The organism is Microbacterium sp. NPDC089696, assembly GCF_044749125.1.
GTDB lineage: Bacteria > Actinomycetota > Actinomycetes > Actinomycetales > Microbacteriaceae > Microbacterium.
In genome coordinates, this window is record NZ_JBIVHF010000002.1 from 1,193,450 (window position 1) to 1,210,298 (window position 16,849).

The 16,849-nt window shown below is 70.3% G+C and carries 14 protein-coding genes; 4 read left to right on the forward strand and 10 right to left on the reverse strand.

Annotated features, from left to right (window positions below; genetic code table 11):
• The 3 genes from ACIPY8_RS16110 to ACIPY8_RS16120 are packed head-to-tail and all read left to right on the forward strand — an operon-like array spanning position 1 to position 5,074.
• Positions 1-927 (forward strand): carbohydrate ABC transporter permease, encoded by a 927-nt coding sequence (locus ACIPY8_RS16110; protein WP_400820232.1) that lies wholly within the window; start codon positions 1-3, stop codon positions 925-927.
• Positions 924-1,856: a carbohydrate ABC transporter permease gene (locus tag ACIPY8_RS16115; protein WP_400820235.1), complete on the forward strand. Its 933-nt coding sequence runs from the start codon at positions 924-926 to the stop codon at positions 1,854-1,856. The genes ACIPY8_RS16110 and ACIPY8_RS16115 overlap by 4 nt, the downstream gene beginning before the upstream one ends.
• Positions 1,853-5,074, forward strand: a complete 3,222-nt coding sequence (locus ACIPY8_RS16120; protein WP_400820238.1) for a GH92 family glycosyl hydrolase — start codon at positions 1,853-1,855, stop codon at positions 5,072-5,074. Before ACIPY8_RS16115 ends, ACIPY8_RS16120 begins: the two co-directional genes overlap by 4 nt.
• A gap of 45 nt (positions 5,075-5,119) precedes the next feature.
• On the opposite strand, the gene ACIPY8_RS16125 is transcribed toward ACIPY8_RS16120, so the two are convergent.
• The 5 genes from ACIPY8_RS16125 to ACIPY8_RS16145 form a co-directional block, all read right to left on the reverse strand.
• On the reverse strand, positions 5,120-6,046 hold the full coding sequence (locus ACIPY8_RS16125; protein WP_400820240.1) for an endo-beta-N-acetylglucosaminidase H: 927 nt from the start codon (positions 6,044-6,046) through the stop codon (positions 5,120-5,122).
• 145 nt (positions 6,047-6,191) lie between these two features.
• The gene (locus ACIPY8_RS16130) at positions 6,192-7,823 is read right to left on the reverse strand and encodes a fucose isomerase (RefSeq protein ID WP_400820242.1); all 1,632 of its coding nucleotides are present in this window, start codon (positions 7,821-7,823) and stop codon (positions 6,192-6,194) included.
• Positions 7,820-9,337 carry an FGGY-family carbohydrate kinase gene (locus ACIPY8_RS16135; RefSeq protein WP_400820244.1) on the reverse strand — a complete coding sequence of 506 codons (1,518 nt, stop codon included), beginning with the start codon at positions 9,335-9,337 and terminating at the stop codon, positions 7,820-7,822. Before ACIPY8_RS16135 ends, ACIPY8_RS16130 begins: the two co-directional genes overlap by 4 nt.
• Positions 9,338-9,461: 124 nt before the next feature.
• On the reverse strand, positions 9,462-10,448 hold the full coding sequence (locus ACIPY8_RS16140; protein WP_400820247.1) for a LacI family DNA-binding transcriptional regulator: 987 nt from the start codon (positions 10,446-10,448) through the stop codon (positions 9,462-9,464).
• A gap of 115 nt (positions 10,449-10,563) precedes the next feature.
• Complete coding sequence (locus ACIPY8_RS16145; RefSeq protein ID WP_400820249.1) at positions 10,564-11,004, reverse strand: DoxX family protein; 441 nt, start codon at positions 11,002-11,004, stop codon at positions 10,564-10,566.
• A 127-nt stretch (positions 11,005-11,131) separates the two neighbouring features.
• Between ACIPY8_RS16145 and ACIPY8_RS16150 the strand changes: the two genes are divergently transcribed.
• Positions 11,132-11,929, forward strand: a complete 798-nt coding sequence (locus tag ACIPY8_RS16150) for a DeoR/GlpR family DNA-binding transcription regulator (RefSeq protein ID WP_400820252.1) — start codon at positions 11,132-11,134, stop codon at positions 11,927-11,929.
• 6 nt (positions 11,930-11,935) lie between these two features.
• On the opposite strand, the gene ACIPY8_RS16155 is transcribed toward ACIPY8_RS16150, so the two are convergent.
• The 5 genes from ACIPY8_RS16155 to ACIPY8_RS16175 are packed head-to-tail and all read right to left on the reverse strand — an operon-like array spanning position 11,936 to position 16,826.
• On the reverse strand, positions 11,936-12,898 hold the full coding sequence (locus ACIPY8_RS16155; protein ID WP_400820254.1) for a ketose-bisphosphate aldolase: 963 nt from the start codon (positions 12,896-12,898) through the stop codon (positions 11,936-11,938).
• Positions 12,899-12,902: 4 nt separating this feature from the next.
• Positions 12,903-13,559, reverse strand: a complete 657-nt coding sequence (locus tag ACIPY8_RS16160; protein ID WP_400820256.1) for a class II aldolase/adducin family protein — start codon at positions 13,557-13,559, stop codon at positions 12,903-12,905.
• On the reverse strand, positions 13,556-15,061 hold the full coding sequence (locus ACIPY8_RS16165; protein WP_400820258.1) for an L-fuculokinase: 1,506 nt from the start codon (positions 15,059-15,061) through the stop codon (positions 13,556-13,558). Before ACIPY8_RS16165 ends, ACIPY8_RS16160 begins: the two co-directional genes overlap by 4 nt.
• A complete protein-coding gene (locus ACIPY8_RS16170; RefSeq protein WP_400820261.1) occupies positions 15,058-15,939 on the reverse strand; it encodes a carbohydrate ABC transporter permease in 882 nt (293 codons plus the stop codon). Before ACIPY8_RS16170 ends, ACIPY8_RS16165 begins: the two co-directional genes overlap by 4 nt.
• The gene (locus ACIPY8_RS16175) at positions 15,936-16,826 is read right to left on the reverse strand and encodes a carbohydrate ABC transporter permease (RefSeq protein ID WP_400820264.1); all 891 of its coding nucleotides are present in this window, start codon (positions 16,824-16,826) and stop codon (positions 15,936-15,938) included. Before ACIPY8_RS16175 ends, ACIPY8_RS16170 begins: the two co-directional genes overlap by 4 nt.
• Positions 16,827-16,849 lie beyond the last annotated feature (23 nt).

Sequence of the window (16,849 nt, forward strand, 5' to 3'; positions counted from 1 at the left end):
ATGGCCGCGGACACCGGCATCCGGAGGCGGATGAGCGGGATCACCTCGCACAGGTGGTTCACCCCCTGGCTGCTCCTCGCGCCAGCCGTCATCTGGGTGCTGGTGTTCGCGCTCTGGCCGTTCCTCAACACCGTCGTCCTGAGCTTCACCGACGCCAAGCCGCTGCGCACGCCCGAGTTCGTGGGCGGCGCGAACTACGAGCGCATGTTCGGCGACGAGATGTTCTGGAACGCCCTCACCACCTGTCTCATCTACGTGGTCGTGTGCGTGCCGCTGCTGACGATCCTGCCGCTGCTGCTCGCCCTGCTCGTGCAGAAGAAGCTGCCGGGCATATCGTTCTTCCGCACCACCTTCTACTTCCCCGTGATCGCCTCGGTCGTCGTCGTGGCGCTGATCTGGACCTGGCTGTTCGACAGCCGCGGCATCATCAACCAGACGCTCGAGTTCATGGGACTCGTCGATCGACCCGTCGCGTTCCTCGTCGACCGCTGGCTGCTCCTGGGCTGTGCCATCCTCCTCACGGTGTGGAAGGGGCTGGGCTACTACATGGTCGTCTACCTCGCCGCCCTCGGGAACGTCGGCAAGGAGCTGCACGAGGCCGCGATGCTCGACGGCGCCGGGTCTTTCCGACGCTTCCTCTCGGTCACGATCCCGTCCGTCCGTGGCGCGATGCTGCTGATCTCCGTGCTGATCGCGGTGTCCGCGATGCGGGTCTTCGCCGAGCTCGACGTGCTCTCCAAGAGCACCGGAGGTCCCGGCGGCTACGACATGTCCCTCGTGATGCTGATCCGTCAGGTCGGCTCGGGCCTCAACGGCAACATCGGCTACGCCTCGGCCATCAGCGTCGCGCTGTTCCTCCTCACCCTCATCCCGCTCGCCGCGATCGCCTTCATGAATCGCGAGAAGAAGGCGAAGGCCCCCGCATGAGCATCCTCGACCGCCCGCGCACCGACGATGCCCGCCCGACCGATGACGCCGCGCCGCCCTCCCGCGAGCGGATCTTCCGTCGCCGTGGGTCCGGAGACTTCAGCAAGCCCACCCTCGGCGGCCTGATCGGCCGGTACGCGCTCCTGGTCCTCGTGCTGTTCCTCGTGATCGGCCCGTTCATCTGGCAGCTGTCGACGTCGTTCAAGGGTCCGCAGGAGAACATCTACTCCTTTCCGCCGAACCTCATCCCCCGCGATCCCACGCTGGGCAACTACGCCACGGTCGCCGACGTCGTGCCGGTCTACCTGTACGCCTGGCACTCGCTGCTGGTCTCGGTCGGAACGGTCGTCAGCAACGTCGTGCTCGCGACGTTCGCCGGCTATGCGCTCGGCTGCATGCGCTTCCGCGGCAAGTGGATCGTCATGGCGATCCTGCTCTCGACCCTGCTCTTCCCCGGCGAGGTGACGGTGACGAGCAACTTCCTCACGATCCGCGCGCTCGGCCTCGCCGACACGCTCTGGGGCGTGTTCCTGCCCGGAGCGATCAGCGCCATGAACGTGCTGCTCGTCGCGACGGCGTGCCGCATGATCCCCAAGGACGTGCTGGATGCCGCGACCGTCGACGGTGCGACGACCTGGCAGCGCATCCGGCACATCGTGTGGCCGAACATCCGGGGCATGGTCTCTGTGGTCGCGATCTTCGCGTTCATCGGCGCCTGGGACGACTACCTGTGGCCGCTCATCGTGCTCTCCGACCCGTCGAAGTACACGCTCACCGTCGGCATGGCGTACCTCAACAGCAGCTTCTCGGTCGACCCGCGACTGATCGCGGCCGGCACCATGATCGCCCTCGTGCCGATCGTGATCATGTTCTCGTTCACGCAGCGCTTCTTCTTCAAGGGCGTGCAGGAAGGCGCGGTCAAGGGGTGACGCCGGTCCGGCTCACCCGCACGGACGGCCCCGCGGACCCGCCGTCGTCGCGCCCGCACTCCGGCGTCCTCGCGGCACCGGTGTTCGCGTTCGAGGTCGATCCCGTCGACGGGATGCAGCGCGTCGACGTGCCGGGACTCGACGCGGTCGAGATCACCGCGGACACCGTATTGCACTGGGCCTTCTACGCCGACGGGCCCGAGGCCACCCTGGCCCCGCACGCGGCGCTCGCGGTGTCGGCCGACGTGCGCCTCGACGACGGCACCCGCCTCGGTGGGATCCCCGGCGTGCGTGACCGCTACGACGTCGCGCTCACGGCGGAGGCGCAGTTCGCGGCGCGCTGGAGCATGCCCGAGCAGTGGAACGCCGACACCGTCTCGCTCGCCCCGTTCGCCGGTCGGCGCGGCGTCGTCGAACTCGTGCTCGGCGCGGACTCGCTCGTCGGCGCGGTCGGGCTGCCCCCGCGAGTCGGCGGATTCGTGCAGGTGCTGGTCGAGGAGCGGATGTCACCGCCGGCGGACACGCCGCCCGTCGAGCGCGTCGACACCCGGCGCGGCACCCACTCCGGACCGCGGTTCTCGCGCGGCAACACCATCCCGGCCGTCGCGCGTCCGCACGGCTTCACGTTCGTCACACCGGCGACCGACGCGACCGACGCGCGGTGGCCGTATCGTCCGTTCGTCCACGACGATCCGCAGGGTCGCCGCCTCGAAGCACTGCAGTTCTCGCACCAGCCCAGTCCGTGGATCGGCGACCGCTCGGTGCTGCAGCTCATGCCGTTCGCCGGCGCCCCGGCCGCGGATCGCACGGCGCGACGGCGCTGGATCGTGGCGGGATCGGAGCGCGCGAGGCCGCACGAGTACGCGGTCGAGCTCGACGACGGCTACGGCGAACGGATACGCGCCGAGATGACCGCGACCGTGCACGGCGCGGCGTTCCGCGTGACGGGCGCCGACGCCGGCGTCCGAGTCGGCGTCGTGATCGATCAGCTCACCGACGTGGGACGCCTCGAGATGGATGCCGAGGGCTTCACCGGTTGGATCCCCGAGGGCTCCGAGGACTGGGGCAACGCCCCGCGCTGCTATTTCGCGGGGCGGGTGTGCGGGGGCGCGGCCGAGCGAGGGCGTCTCGACGACGCCGGACGCGAGCGCGTCGCCGGGTACGTCTCCGGGCGCGGCACCCTCGAGGTGCGGGTGGCCGTGTCCTTCCTCTCCATCGAGCAGGCCGAGCGCACTCTCGCGCTCGAGCTCCCCGCCGAGGTCGGCTACGAGCAGCTGCGCGCCGACGCCGCGGCATCCTGGAACCGCCTGCTCGGTCGCGTCACGATCCCGCCGCTCGGCGCGGACGAGGCACCGTATCGCGCGCTCGCCGACGAGGAGGACAGGGCGCGGATCGCCGCTGCCCTGCATCGCATGCATCTCTACCCGAACACGGCGGCCGAGGAGACGGGGTCGGCCGACGTGCCGGCATCCGCGTTCGCCGACGTGTTCGCCGAGCGCGAGCCGTTCGGGGAGACGCACACGAGCGCTCCGACGGTGACCGGCGAGCTCGTCGTCAACAACGGCTACTGGGACACCTACCGCACGGAGTGGCCGGGCCTCGCCCTGCTCGATCCGACGCTCGCGGGACAGCTGCTCGACGGGCAGCTCGCGCAGTACCGGCGCGGCGGCTGGATGGCGCGCTGGAGCGCTCCGGGATACGTCGACAGCATGGTGGGCACGTCGAGCGACCAGATCTTCGCGGATGCCGCGCGCTGGGGCGTCGAGTTCGATCACCGGGTCGCGTTCGAGAGCGGCTGGCGCAATGCCTGCGAGCCGGGACCGGACCCCCGCCGCGGCCGGAAGGGCATCGACCGCGGCCGCTTCACGGGGTACATCTCGTCGGCGGTGCCGGAGGGCATGAGCTGGAGCATCGAGAACGCCGTCAGCGACGCGGGTCTCGGTCGATTCGCCGCGCAACTCGCCGCCGACCCGCAGACACCCGACACGGATGCCGCGCGCTACCGCGCCTTCGCCCGCTACTTCGCGAACCGCGCCCTGTCGTACCGCTCGCTGCACGACCCGGCGACGGGGTTCTTCCGCGGTCGGGACGAGCACGGCTCGTTCTCGTCCGAGCCGTTCGACCCCCGCACCTGGGGAGGCGACAACGTCGAGACCAACGCCTGGGGCATGTCGGTCGGAGCCGTGCACGACGGCGCCGGACTGGCCGAGCTCTACGGCGGTCCGGCGTGCCTGCGCCGGCACCTCGACGCGCTGTTCGCCGAACCCGAGACCGCCGACGAGCGATTCGGCGGTGCGTACGGCACGGTCATCCACGAGCAGCGCGAGGCGCGAGGCCTGCGCGCGGGCATGTGCGGGATCTCCAATCAGCCCGCGCACCACATCCCCTTCATGTACGCGTTCACGGACCAGCCATGGCGCGCGGGCGAGGTCGTGCACGAGCTCGCCGCGCGCCTCTTCGCCGGCGCGCACATCGGCCAGGGCTTCCCCGGCGACGAGGACAACGGGGAGATGAGCGCGTGGTGGCTGTGGGCCGCCCTCGGGCTCTACCCGCTCGAGCTCGCGTCGGGCGTGCTGCGGATCGGCTCGCCGCTGTTCGACGACGTCCGCGTCGACCGCGGAGACGGGTCGACGCTCCGCATCCGCTCGCATCGGAACTCGGCGAGCGCGCACATGCTGCAGGAGGCGCGCGTGAACGGTGTCGCGCTGCGCACCGCCGAGCTCCCGGTCGATGCGCTGGTCGACTCCGGCGATGTCGAGCTCGACCTGGTCTTCGGCGACGACCCCGAGAAGTCCCTCCCTGCGCTCGCGGCGAAGGATGCCGTGCCATGGAGCCCCGACCTCACTTCTCTCGGCGGCGAGACCATCACCGCTCCCGGGCTCCGCGACGCCGATCGCCTGGTCGACGACGGCGACCATGCCGGCGCCGCCGGGGTCGTCCTGCGGCCCGGGGACTGGGTGGGATGGCGGTTCACGGAGCCGCGCGGGGTCAGCGACGTCTCGGTGACGACCGTGTCCACGGCATCCTCGACCGTACTCGTGTGGGAGGCGGAGACGACCGCCGGCTGGGAGCAGATCGCCGTCACCGCCGAGTCCGACCTGCCCGCCGACCGCACGACGCCCTTCACCTTCGCCGCACGCACCGTGGCCTCGGCGCTCCGCGTGCGGGCGGAGGCCGAGGTCACGGTGCGTCAGCTCGAGCTCTTCGATCTGGACTGAGTCCGATCTGGACTGAGTTCGATCTGGACTGGGCCCGACCGCGACTCACTGCGGGGCGTACTCCGTCGCCTCGCCCTTGATCGCCTCGGTGATGCCGGAGATCAGCGACGACTGGTCCGTCGCCGTGAGGTTGTACGCGACGTAGACGCCGTACCCGTCGGCGGCCGTGCGCTGCGCGAAGTCCGCCGCGGTGGCCGCGCTCGTGTTCGCGAGGTCGATCGCCGCGGCGCCGATGCGCGAGCGGTCATCGAGACCGGGAACGGTGGGCGCGTCGTAGGTCGGGTAGTACGGGTTCCAGGCGTAGTCGAGCGTGGCGTCGACGTCGAAGGCGCCGAAGTCCGTCGTCGTGTACGACGGCCCGATCGCGTAGAGCGTGATGAGCTTGTCGGGTCCGAGACGGTCGCGCAGCGCGGAGGCCACCCACCCGAAGGACTGCGCGTTCGGCTGCGGCGTGCCGTTCGCCCCGTACTGGCTCCACTCGTCGTCGAAGTCGATGCCGTCGAGTCCGTAGGTCGTCACGGCGTCGGCGAGCTGGGCGGCGAACGCGTCGGCTTCGGCGTAGCTCTCGAAGTTGGCGAAACCGGCACCCTGATGGTTGCCGAGCACCGACAGCAGCACCTTCGTGCCCTGTGCCTGCAGCGGGCGGATCTGGTTCTCGGCATCCTGCAGCGTCTCGGTGACCCGCTCGTTGAAGTGCAGGTACGCCTTCTCGCCGTCGTAGTTGATGTTCGCGGCGAAGATCATCGCGAGGTCGACGGCCGGCTTCCCGGAGTCGGCGAGCCGATAGTCGGCGACGTTCGCTAAATCGTTCGAGTTCACCTCGACGTAGACCGCGAGCTTCGTGTCGTCCGGCGCTGCCTCGGTGGCGGCGGCCGACGACGCGGCGAGCGCACCGGTCGCGGTCACAGCCAGGGCTGCGGCCGCGGCGAGTGATCGTCGGAACAGGGAAAGACGGGCGTTCGGCTGACTCATGGTGGAGCTTCTCCTTCGGCGTCATTGTCGATCTCGCGTCGCACCGATGCGACGTGCGGACGACTATATCGCTTAAGTGCAGCGCTCGAAAGAGGGGCGGATGCCGCAGCATCCGCCCCTCCCCGCGTCCGTCGAGGACGCGCCGTCAGACGTTCACGTCGCCGACGAGGTTGACCTTGATGCCCATGCCGTCGAACATCGCGGCCTTCGCGATCAGTGCCTTGTCGGCGGTCTCGGCGTCGGGGGCGTACACGAGCTGCGCGTGGTTGGCCTTGTGGCGGGCCATGAACTGGTCGCGCGAGATCCCGTGCAGCACGACGTGCGCGATCGGCCACTCCGGGTTCGTGGCGTCCTTGCGGCGCTGCGTCTCGGCGGCCGGGAGCTCGACCACCGAGGCGCGGAACACGTCGGCCTGCAGGATGCCCTCGGCGATGAAGACGCGTGACAGCACGACCTCGCCGGGCTTCGAGACGCCGTTGATCGTGGCCCCGCCCGCCGGGAAGAAGACGTGGCCCTGGCGCCAGCCCTCGGCGTTCTGCCATCCGCCGAGGTGGGAGGCGGGCACCGACCCGGAGATCTCGTACACCCAGACGAACTCGCCGTCGTGATCCTCGCCCCAGCGCACGTCGTGCAGCGTGTTGTCGGGCACGAGGCCCATCGCCCTCCACACCCGGTCGGTGACGAGCGCGTCGACCGCGACGCCCTCGTCGGCCTCGTTGAAGTGCGGGAACGCGCGGCCCTCGTGCAGCACCCGCGAGCCGTCGCGCGAGGTCACCGGCGGACGCTCGGTCGAGTTCAGGATGCCCTCGGCGAGGTCCGACGCGGGCACGAGGTCCTTGAGGCCCTGCTGGTACTGGATGCCGACTGCGTCGAGCCCGAAGTCGTCGGCGATGCGGAGCGCGGCGATGTACATCTTCAGCTGCCACTGCACCTGGTCGCGGGTGAGCTCGGTCGCGGCGTCCTCGCCGTACACGAACGTCATGCCGTGATCGATGAGCCAGTCGTAGGCGGCGTCGGCCTCGGCCTCCGTGACGTTCAGCATCTCGGCGTAGAGCGCCGACTGCGACAGGCGCTCCTTGTAGATGCCGGTCGTGTTCAGCAGCTCGTCGTCGAAGATCGCGTTGTACATGCCCATGCAGCCCTCGTCGAACACGCCGATGATGGCCTTCTCGGCACGGAGCTCGGCGGCGAGCGCCTCTCCGAGCTCCTTCTCCGGGCTGTCGGGCAGCGCGGGCAGGGCGCGCACGTGCGAGGCGTCGTGCGTGATCGAGCCGGTCTCGGTCCACTCGCGGATGCCGTCGCGGAACCAGTCGTCGGTGAAGTCGACCGACCAGATGGTCGCGTACGGCTTGTCCATCTTCGTCAGTCCCGCGTTGAGACCGAGGAGACCGACGAGTCCGGGCCAGTCGCCCGCGAAGTTCGCGACGGTGAGGATCGGCCCCTCGTGCGTCCGGAGACCGGCGAGCACGTGGTGCGAGTACTGCCACACCGCCTCGGCGACGATGAGCGGAGCATCCGTCGGGATGTTCCTGAACACCTCGAGGCCCATGCGCTGGCTGGAGATGAAGCCGTGGCCGGTCTCGGGGTCGACGTCGTTCGCGCGCACGACGGTCCAGCCGAGGTCGTTCAGCACCCCGGTCACGCCGGCCTCGAGCTCGACCTGGGTCGGCCAGCCGGCCGTATTGGCGGACTCGCGCAGGTCGCCCGAGGCGATCAGGTACGCGGTCTTCGGGGCGGAGGCCGGGCGGGAGGCCGGGGCCGGGAGGGTGTAGCTCATGATGTCTCCGTTGCAGGGGTGGTGGGGTGGCCGGCGCCGCGCTGATCCGCGGCGAGTTCGTGGACGACCTCCGTCGTCGCCCCGTACAGACGCACGTAGCGGTCGAAGAGAGTGTCGTAGGTCGCGCGCAGGGCGGGGTCCGGCGTGACGGCGTCGGTCACGGGATTCCAGTCCGTGATGAGCGGGCCGTCGCCGTCCGCGATCGCCACCGCCGCGAGGAACGCCGCGCCGTAGCTCGCGCCGATCGTCGTCGCCGGTACCTCCTGCACGAGACCCGTGACGTCCGAGACGATCTGCAGCCAGAGCCGCCCCTGCGTGCCGCCGCCGACCGCGACGATGCGACGGATGTCCGCGCCGGCCGCGCGCATGGTCTCGACGTTGTGCCGCACGCCGAGCGCGGTCGCCTCGAGCGCCGCCCGGTACAGGTCGCCGCGGGTGTGCTCGAGCGTGAGACCGGCGATCACGCCTCGGGCGTCAGGGTCCTGGATGGGCGTGCGCTCGCCCGCGAAGTACGGGAGCATCACGAGTCCGCGGGCACCCGGCCCCGACTCCTCCGCCTCCGCGAGCAGCTGCGGATAGTCGGCGGCGGTGAGGTCCTTCAGCCAGGCGGTCAGCGCGCCGGACGTCGACAGCCCGCCGGCGAGGTTGCGGGTGCCCGCGAAGGCGCCCGCCGTCGTCCACATCGACGGCGTGCGCAGAGTCTCCGCACCGGTCGCGACGAGGAACATGGTCGTGCCGTACATGAGCATGAGGTCGCCGACCTCGTGCGCGCCGACACTGACGGCCTCGGTCCAGGCGTCGATGGTGCCGGCGATGACCGGGACGCCCACGGGGATGCCGGTGGTGGAGGACGCGTCCTCGGTGACGTGACCCGCGATGTCGCCCGCCCACAGCAGCGTCGGCTGCTCGATCGTCGCGGCGTACCGCTGCCAGAAGGGGTCGTGCCAGCGCTCGGCCTCGATGTCGTACAGCGGCGACATCTGGCTCGCGGACTGGTGGTCGAGCACGTACGCGCCGGTGAGCGCACGGGCCAGCCAGGAGGCCGGCATGAACAGGCGCCGGGCGTGCGCCCACGCTTCAGGCTCCTCATCCGCCACCCAGACGACCTTGGGGCCGCCGGCCTGCGAGGTGAGGACAGACCCGCCGACGCGCGTGATCTCGTCGATGCCGAGCTCGGCGGTCAGTGCCTCGATCTGGGTGCCGGCCCGAGTGTCGACGCCGTACAGGATCGCCGGGCGCACAGGCCTGTCGTCCGCATCGGCGAGCAGCACGCACGGCCCCATGCCGCTCACGCCGACGGCGACGATCTCGGCCTCCGGCTGCGCGGCGAGCAGCTCCCGCGTGATCGCGACGAACTCCTCCCACCAGACGCGGGCGTCCATCTCCACCCAGCCCGTGCGAGGGCGGTCGACGTGGTGCGCGCGCGTCGCCGTGGCGAGTATCGCACCGTCTCCGGAGACGAGCACGCCCTTGGTGCTCGATGTCCCGACGTCCACCCCGAGGGTGCATCGCATGGCGTCCTCCTTGATCGCGGCGCTCTCACGAAGGCTACGCGAAATCGATTTCACAATGCAAGGAGAATGCCGGACGCGATCCCCGATCGACGCAGGTGTCGCTGGCGCTCGGCGAGGACAGACCTCAGTCGCGGCCCGCGCTCGCCGAGAGCACCTCGCCGTGGAGCACCTCGGTGCGGGCGGGCTGATCGTCGCCGCCGATCCGGTCGAGCAGCATCCGCGCCGCCGTGACGCCCATGTGCCGCGCCGGCAGACGCACCACCGTGACAGCCCTCGGCGAGAGGGTCGTGAAGGGGAGCGAGCCGATCACCGCGACGCCGACGGCCGGCGGCGTGAGCCCGTGCTCCGTCAGCACCTGGATCGCGCCGACGCCGATGAGGTTGTTGCCCGCGACCACGGCATCCGGCGGCTCGGGCAGAGCGAGCAGCTCCTCCATCGCCGCACGGCCGCCGTCGACGCGGAACGTCGCGAACCGGGCCAGTTCGTCCGGATCGGACTCCGGCGCCGCTGCGACGAGCGCCGATCGCCAGCCGGCCGCGCGCTCGGCCGCGGTGTCGATGTGCTCCGGACCGCCGATGTAGGCGATGCGACGGTAGCCGGCCGCGAGCAGATCCTCCGCGGCGGCGGCCCCGGCCGCACGGTTCGCCATGACGACGCCGTCGATGTCATAGCGGGTGCCGCGGTCGACGGCGACGACCGGGCGCCCCGCGGCGCGCAGCGCATCGAGGCTCGTGCTCTCGTCGGCCGTCGCGATGATCACACCCGACATGTGCTCCGCGACGGCGATCCGCAGGTACGCCGCTTCCTTCGTGGTCTGCGAGTCCGAGTTGCACAGCACCACCGAGTATCCGGCCTCGGCCGCGACGTCCTCGACGCCGCGGGCCATCTCCGTGAAGTACGGGTTCTCGATGTCGGGGATCACGAGCGCGATGACCTCAGCGCTCTGCGTCCGCAGGGCACGAGCAGCCCTGTTCGGCGTGAACTCCAGCTCGGCCGCGGCCCGACGCACCGCCTCGACCTTCTCGGGCGAGACGTTCGTGCCGTTGAACACACGCGACACGGTGGCGGGCGAGACCCCTGCGCGTTCGGCGACGTCGTAGATCGTGGTCATGTCCCCGCCCTCTGCTCCGGATGCTCCACCCTATCGCCGGAACCGATTTCACAGATCAGCGGGATCCGGTCCGCGTCCGACGACACGGGAGCAGCCGCGCAGAGGGCGGGGCGGCTCAGGCGAGCCAGGCGGGCGCGCGGCCGCGGAGCACGCCGCGATCCACCGAGAAGCGTCCTGCTCCGGTGAACGCGAGCGCGAGGGCGACCGCGCCGAGCACGGCGACGAACTCGTAGCCGCCGTCGCCGACCCACAGGCCGGCCGGCAGGTGCACGAGCACGAGCGCCACGAGCATGTCGACCGCGAGGAGCACGCCCGCGAGGCGCGTGAACAGGCCGAGCACGAGCATCGCACCGCCGATCAGCTCGACGAAGGCGACCACGGGTGCGGCGATCTCGGGCAGGGGCACGCCCATGCCCGCGAAGCTGCCGATCGTGCCGGCGAGCGTGAACTCGAAGATCTTCTGCGCCCCGTGGGCGAGGAAGACGGCGCCGACGACGACGCGGAGGACGAGGAGTCCCCACGAGGTCGTGGCTGCGGGGGCGGTGGTGTTCGTCATGAGGAGGCCTTCCTTCGTGGCAGGACACCGCGCGCCAGGCGCGGAGCGGGCTGATGCCCACCTTCGACGCTAGGAAAGCCACCTTTCGATCCCCTGTGCCGGGGCGTCGGGCCGCTACGCTGAGGCCATGCCAGAGTGGTCCCAGGCCGTGCCGGCGGCGGTGCGGCGAGAGCAGATCGTCTCGATCATCGAGCGTCAGGGATTCGCCCGCGTGCAGGAGCTCAGTCGGGCGCTCAGCGTCTCCGAGGTCACGGTGCGCACCGACCTCGACCTCCTCGCCGAGGAGAACGTGATCCAGCGGGTGCACGGCGGCGCCATCTCCGGCATCAAGTCGACCGCCCACTCCCCCGACTACGAACGGGCGCTCACACGCGCCGTGACCGAGAAGCGCCGCATCGGGCACGCCGCAGCCGCGCTGGTCGAGAGCGAGATGGCGATCATGCTGGACGCCGGCACGACCACCCTCGCCGTCGCGCGTGCCCTGCGCACGCGCGAGGACCTCCGCGGCGTGGTCGTTTTCACGAACTCGCTCACGATCGCCCTGGAGCTCGGCGTCGCGGAGCCCCACCACATCACGGTGGTGGTGACGGGAGGCACCGTGAACTACAAGCAGCGCTCGCTCATCGACCCGCTGGGCGACATGTTCCTCGGGTCCGTGCACAGCGATCTCTGCATCATCGGCTGCAACGGGGTGTCCCCCACGGGCTTCACCAACTCCAGCCTCCCCGAGGTGACCATGAAGCGCCGCTACCTCGAGACCGCGGCCCGACGCATCGTGGTCGCCGACAGCTCGAAGATCGGCAAGAGCCAGATGATCCAGGTGGCGCCGCTGTCGCAGGTCGACCTGCTCGTCACGGGGTCGGAGGCTCCCGACGACGAGCTGGACGCGCTGCGCGAGGCCGGACTGACCGTCGACATCGCCTGACCGCGATCACGCGCGACCGGACGACCCGAACTCCCGCATCCGCCGTGCGACGATCTGCCGGAACCCGCCGATCCCGGCCCGCAGCTGCTCGCTCGGCTCGACGACCGCCGGCCGCTCGCTGAGGAACTCCCGCAGAGCCGCGGTCCACGCGAGGTGCGAATCCGTGCCCTGGTTGATCTTGCGGATGCCGGCGGCGACGCCCTCGCTCTTCTGCTCCGGCGAGATGCCGTAGGAGGGCCGCACCGAGCCGCCGTGCGCGTTGATGGTCGTCACGGCCTCGGCCGGCACCGACGAGGAGCCGTGCAGCACGAGGAACGTGTCGGGCAGTCGGCGCTTGATCTCGGCGATGAGCTCGAGCCGCAGGCGCTGACCGCCCTCGGCATCCGTGAACTTCACCGAGCCGTGGCTCGTGCCCACGGCGACGGCGAGCGCGTCGACGTCGGTCGCGGCGACGAACGAGGCGGCCTGGTCGGGGTCGGCGAACACGATCTCCTCGACCGTGCCCGAGATCCCTGCCTCCGCCCCGCCGATCGTGCCGAGCTCGCCCTCGACGCTCACGCCCGCGGGATGCGCGAGCTCGACCACCCGGCGGGTCAGCGCCACGTTCTCGTCGAAGGAGGAGGGCTCGTCGTCATCGATGTCGCGGCTCGCATCGATCATGACGCTCGTGAAGCCGTGGTCGATCGCCCGCACGCAGTCGTCGTAGGTGCGGCCGTGGTCGAGGTGCAGCACCACCGGGATGCGCTCGGCGTACTCCTCGGCCAGCCCCCGCAGCCGATGCCACCACGCGGACTCGTCGTCGTAGGCCGACATGCCCGCGATCGCCTGCACGATCACGGGCGAGCGCTCGGCCTCGGCCGCCGCGAGGACGGCGAGCACCTGGTCGAGGCTCGACACGTTGAACGCACCCACCGCGTATTCGCCCTCTTCGGCCTGAGCGAGAGCCTCTCGGAGTGTCTGCAGCGCCATGTCGTCAGAGCGCTTCGGTGATGCCGAGCTTGTCGTACTCGAGCACGATCGGCGTATCGGTGAGGGCGCGGGCGTACGCCTGCACCTTGGCCGCCGACTCGACGGCGACGCTGGTCTTGAACGCATCGCGCAGGTTCGGGCCCACCGTGAGCAGACCGTGGTTGGCCCAGACGACCGCGTTGAGGTCGCCCATCGCGTCGCACATGTGCTCGCCGAACTCGGTGTTGTTGCTGAGCTCGAAGGGCATGATCGGCACGTCGCCCTTGGTGTAGATCACCATGTTGACGAGCGTCCCGAGGATCGGCGACCCCACGACGCCCCACACGTTCGAGAAGACGGGCTCGGAGTGCACGATCGCGTTCACGTCGGGGCGGCGCTTGTAGACGGCCATGTGCACGGTGACCTCGCTGGAGGGTCCGAGGCGTCCGTCGATCACCTCGCTGTCGCCGTTCACGAGCACGATGTCCTCGGGGGCCATCCGGTCGTACTCGAGGTCGGTCGGAGTGATCAGGAACCGGTCGTCGACGCCGGGAACGCGGATGCTGATGTTGCCCTGGGTGTTGAAGTTCAGCCCGTACTCCATCGACCGCAGGCAGTAGTCGAGGATCTCCTTCCGGGCGGCGTCGATGTCGAATCCCGTGCGGGACAGCGTGTCGGTCATGGCGTGTTCTCCTTCTGATGGGCAGGTGCGTTCCGATGGTCGGATGAGGCGAGATGGGCGGCGATGTCGCGGGTGGCGCGGTAGAGATCGCGGTAGGCCCGCCGCTGCCGCGCGTACCACTCGGCGTGCTCCACGGCGGGTTCGGCGACGGACGCCGCAGTCGGGGCGAGCAGCGCCGTCGTGTCGGCACCGAGAGCGGATGCCGCGAACATCGCGGCCCCGCGCACCGAGGCGTCCGGGGTCACGGGCGTGAGGGCGAGCCCCGCGGCATCCGCCCTGGCCTGCAGGGCTGCGGCGTTCTCGGAGCCGGAGCCCGTCACGACCAGCGCGCCTGTGGCGACGTCGTGCTCGGCGAAGGCGTCGACGATCGTGCGGAACTCGAACCCCGCCGACTCCGCCACGGCCCGGGCGATCTCGGGGACGGTGGTCTCGAGCGTGAGTCCGTGCAGCGCGCCGCGCGCCTGCGGGTCGTTGTCGAGGGTGCCGCTGCCCGCGAGGTAGGGAAGCAGGAGCAGGGCCGGCGGATGCGCGCTGAGCCGCGCGAAGACCTCGCCGACCGAGGAGCCCACGACACCCGCGAACCACTGCAGCGCCCACCCGCCGGCGGCGGTCCCGGCGAGCGTGATCCAGCGATCGTCGTCGATCCGGTACGACGCGAATCCCGTCGACTCGAGCCCCGACGGTCGCTCGTCGGTGCCGACCGTGAGGCAGTCGCTCGAGCCGAACGCGATGACCGAGCGGATGCCGGCCGCACCGCCCGCACCGAGGAACGCGGCGGCCTGGTCGTGGGCGCCGGCGACGACGACCACGTCGCCACGGAGCCCCAGGCGCTGCGCGGCGGAGTCCGTGAGCGTGCCGATCGCGCGTCCTCCGGCGAACGGCACGGGCAGCCGGTGCTCCGCGATCCACGGGGCCGTGTCGGCGAACGCCTCGAGCAGCTCGGGACTCCACCGTCCGGTCGCGACGTCGAGCAGTCCCGTGCGCGCGGCCTGCGACAGGTCGATGCCCGCGACGCCGGTCCAGCGCTCGGCCAGGAGGTCTCCCATGCAGCGGTAGCCCGCGGCATCCTGCCAGCGCTCGTCGCCCGCGGCGATCTTGAACACCGAGAACATGCCGTGCAGCGGCTGACCCGTGATCGCCGCGAAGCGCTCGGCACCGAGCCGCGCGCCGAGGTCCGCGGCGGCCTCGTGGCCCCGGCCGTCCATGCTCACCGCGACCGGCGCGACCGGAGCGCCGGTCGCGTCGATCGGGACGACGGCCTCGCCGAGCACGCTGAACGCGAGCGCCGCCACCGGATCCCCGGCATCCGCGGCGGACGCGGCGGCGGCGCGCACGACCGACTCGGCGGCCTCGATCAGCGCGATCGGATCGAGCTCGACGCGATCGGGAGCCGGACGCTGCAGGGCGAGCGGAACGGAGGCGCTGCCGATCTCGCGACCGTCGACCGCGAAGGCCACGGCACGCACCCCGCTCGTGCCGAGGTCGAGTCCGAGGACGCTCACTTGATCGCCCCCGAGAGCCCGTTCACCAGGTACTTCTGGATGAAGACGAACAGCAGCACGACGGGCACCGAGATCAGCACGAGGATCGCGAACAGCGCTCCCGGCTGCGAGAGGTACATGCCGCGGTACGCGAGCGGCACGAGGGTCAGCGGCTTCAACTCGTTGTCGCCCAGCGTGACGAGCGGGAGCAGGAAGTCGTTCCAGCTCATCATCGTCTGCCACACCGCCACGACCGCGAGGGCGGGCTTGCCGAGCGGCAGGTAGATTCGCCAGAAGATCTGCCACGCGTTCGCGCCGTCGAGTCGCGCGGCCTCGTAGGTCTCGAGCGGGATCGCGAGGTAGGAGGTGCGGATGATGATGACCGCGAACGGCAGACCCAGGGCGGTGTACACGAGCACGAGGCCGGCGATGTTGTTGTACAGCTGCATGGACTGCAGGATGCGGAACGTCGCGACCACGATGCTCGACATCGGCAGGATCAGGGCGAGGATCAGCACCCCGAAGATCAGCGCCTTGAGCGGCACCCGGAGTCGGGCGAGCGCGAACGCCGCCATCGAGCCGAGCAGGCACACGAGCACGACCGACGGCACGGTGATCAGCAGGCTGTTGAGCAGGTGCAGCAGGATCGGGTTCTGCTCCCAGATCGTCAGGTAGTTGCGGATGCTGAACTCCTGCGGGAACATCCCGAAGAACTGCGTGGTGGGGTTGTTGGGCGGCATCAGCGAGAGACCGACCACCATGATGATCGGGATGAGCCACAGCACTGCGAGCGGGGCCAGCACGAAGTGCAGCCAGCCCACGCGACGGCCGGGGGCGCCGTGGCTGCGGGCCGCGCGGCGACGGGTCTCGGGGACGATCAGCGTCCTGGTCTCGCTCATTTCTCGTCTCCCGTGATGAATCCGGCTCCGAACACGCGCACCATCGACAGCGAGCTGACGACCGCGATCACGAGGAGCACGACGCTGATGGTCGAGGCGTACCCGACGTTCTGCAGCTGGAACGCCTCGAGGAACGCGAAGGTCGGCAGCATCTCCGAGGCGTGGTTCGGCCCGCCCTGCGTGAGCACGTAGACGAGCTCGAAGGTCTTGAGAGATCCGATGATCCCGAGCAGCACGAGCGACAGCGTCGTGGTCTTCAGCAGCGGGAAGGTGATGCGGACCATGGTCTGGAATCCGCTGGCGCCGTCGATGCGGGCGGCCTCGACGAGGCTCGGATCGATCAGCTGGAGGCCGGCGAGGTAGAACAGCATCGAGAACCCGGTCCACATCCACACGTTCACGAAGATGACCGCGAAGATCGCCGTCTGCGGATCGGTGAGGTAGTCGCCGCCGAGGAACTCGAGGCCCGTGGCCTTGCCGAGGCTCGTGAGCACGCCGTTGAAGGGATCGAGGATGCGCTGCCACACGATGCCGACCACGACCGGCGACAGGATGGCCGGGATGAAGAAGATCGCCCGGTACAGGGTGCTGCCGCGGAGGCCCTGGTTCAGCGCGACCGCGAGCAGGAAGCCGATGAGCGCCTGCGGGATGATCGTCAGCACGATCCAGAACGCCGAGTTCCGCAGCGTGATCAGGAACGTCGGGTCCTGGAACAGCTCGCCGTAGTTTCCGGCTCCGACGAAGCTGCCGGCGTTGACGCCGTCCCAGTCCAGCGTGCTGGCCTGCACGTTGTAGACGATCGGATAGACGACGAAGACGGCGAACAGGATCAGGGTCGGAGCCAGGAAGGCCAGGCCGACCAGACGCTCGCGGGTCAGTATCTTCACGCGCGCTCCCCTCGAGGCGGGTG

Coding starts and splice junctions, on each gene's coding strand:
- ACIPY8_RS16125 (WP_400820240.1), bottom strand. CDS start 6,046: ATGAGTCAGCCGAACGCCCGTCTTTCCCTGTTCCGACGATCACTCGCC.
- ACIPY8_RS16135 (WP_400820244.1), bottom strand. CDS start 9,337: ATGCGATGCACCCTCGGGGTGGACGTCGGGACATCGAGCACCAAGGGC.
- ACIPY8_RS16115 (WP_400820235.1), top strand. CDS start 924: ATGAGCATCCTCGACCGCCCGCGCACCGACGATGCCCGCCCGACCGAT.
- ACIPY8_RS16160 (WP_400820256.1), bottom strand. CDS start 13,559: ATGACCGACACGCTGTCCCGCACGGGATTCGACATCGACGCCGCCCGG.
- ACIPY8_RS16155 (WP_400820254.1), bottom strand. CDS start 12,898: ATGGCGCTGCAGACACTCCGAGAGGCTCTCGCTCAGGCCGAAGAGGGC.
- ACIPY8_RS16140 (WP_400820247.1), bottom strand. CDS start 10,448: ATGACCACGATCTACGACGTCGCCGAACGCGCAGGGGTCTCGCCCGCC.
- ACIPY8_RS16145 (WP_400820249.1), bottom strand. CDS start 11,004: ATGACGAACACCACCGCCCCCGCAGCCACGACCTCGTGGGGACTCCTC.
- ACIPY8_RS16110 (WP_400820232.1), top strand. CDS start 1: ATGGCCGCGGACACCGGCATCCGGAGGCGGATGAGCGGGATCACCTCG.
- ACIPY8_RS16130 (WP_400820242.1), bottom strand. CDS start 7,823: ATGAGCTACACCCTCCCGGCCCCGGCCTCCCGCCCGGCCTCCGCCCCG.
- ACIPY8_RS16150 (WP_400820252.1), top strand. CDS start 11,132: ATGCCAGAGTGGTCCCAGGCCGTGCCGGCGGCGGTGCGGCGAGAGCAG.
- ACIPY8_RS16170 (WP_400820261.1), bottom strand. CDS start 15,939: ATGAGCGAGACCAGGACGCTGATCGTCCCCGAGACCCGTCGCCGCGCG.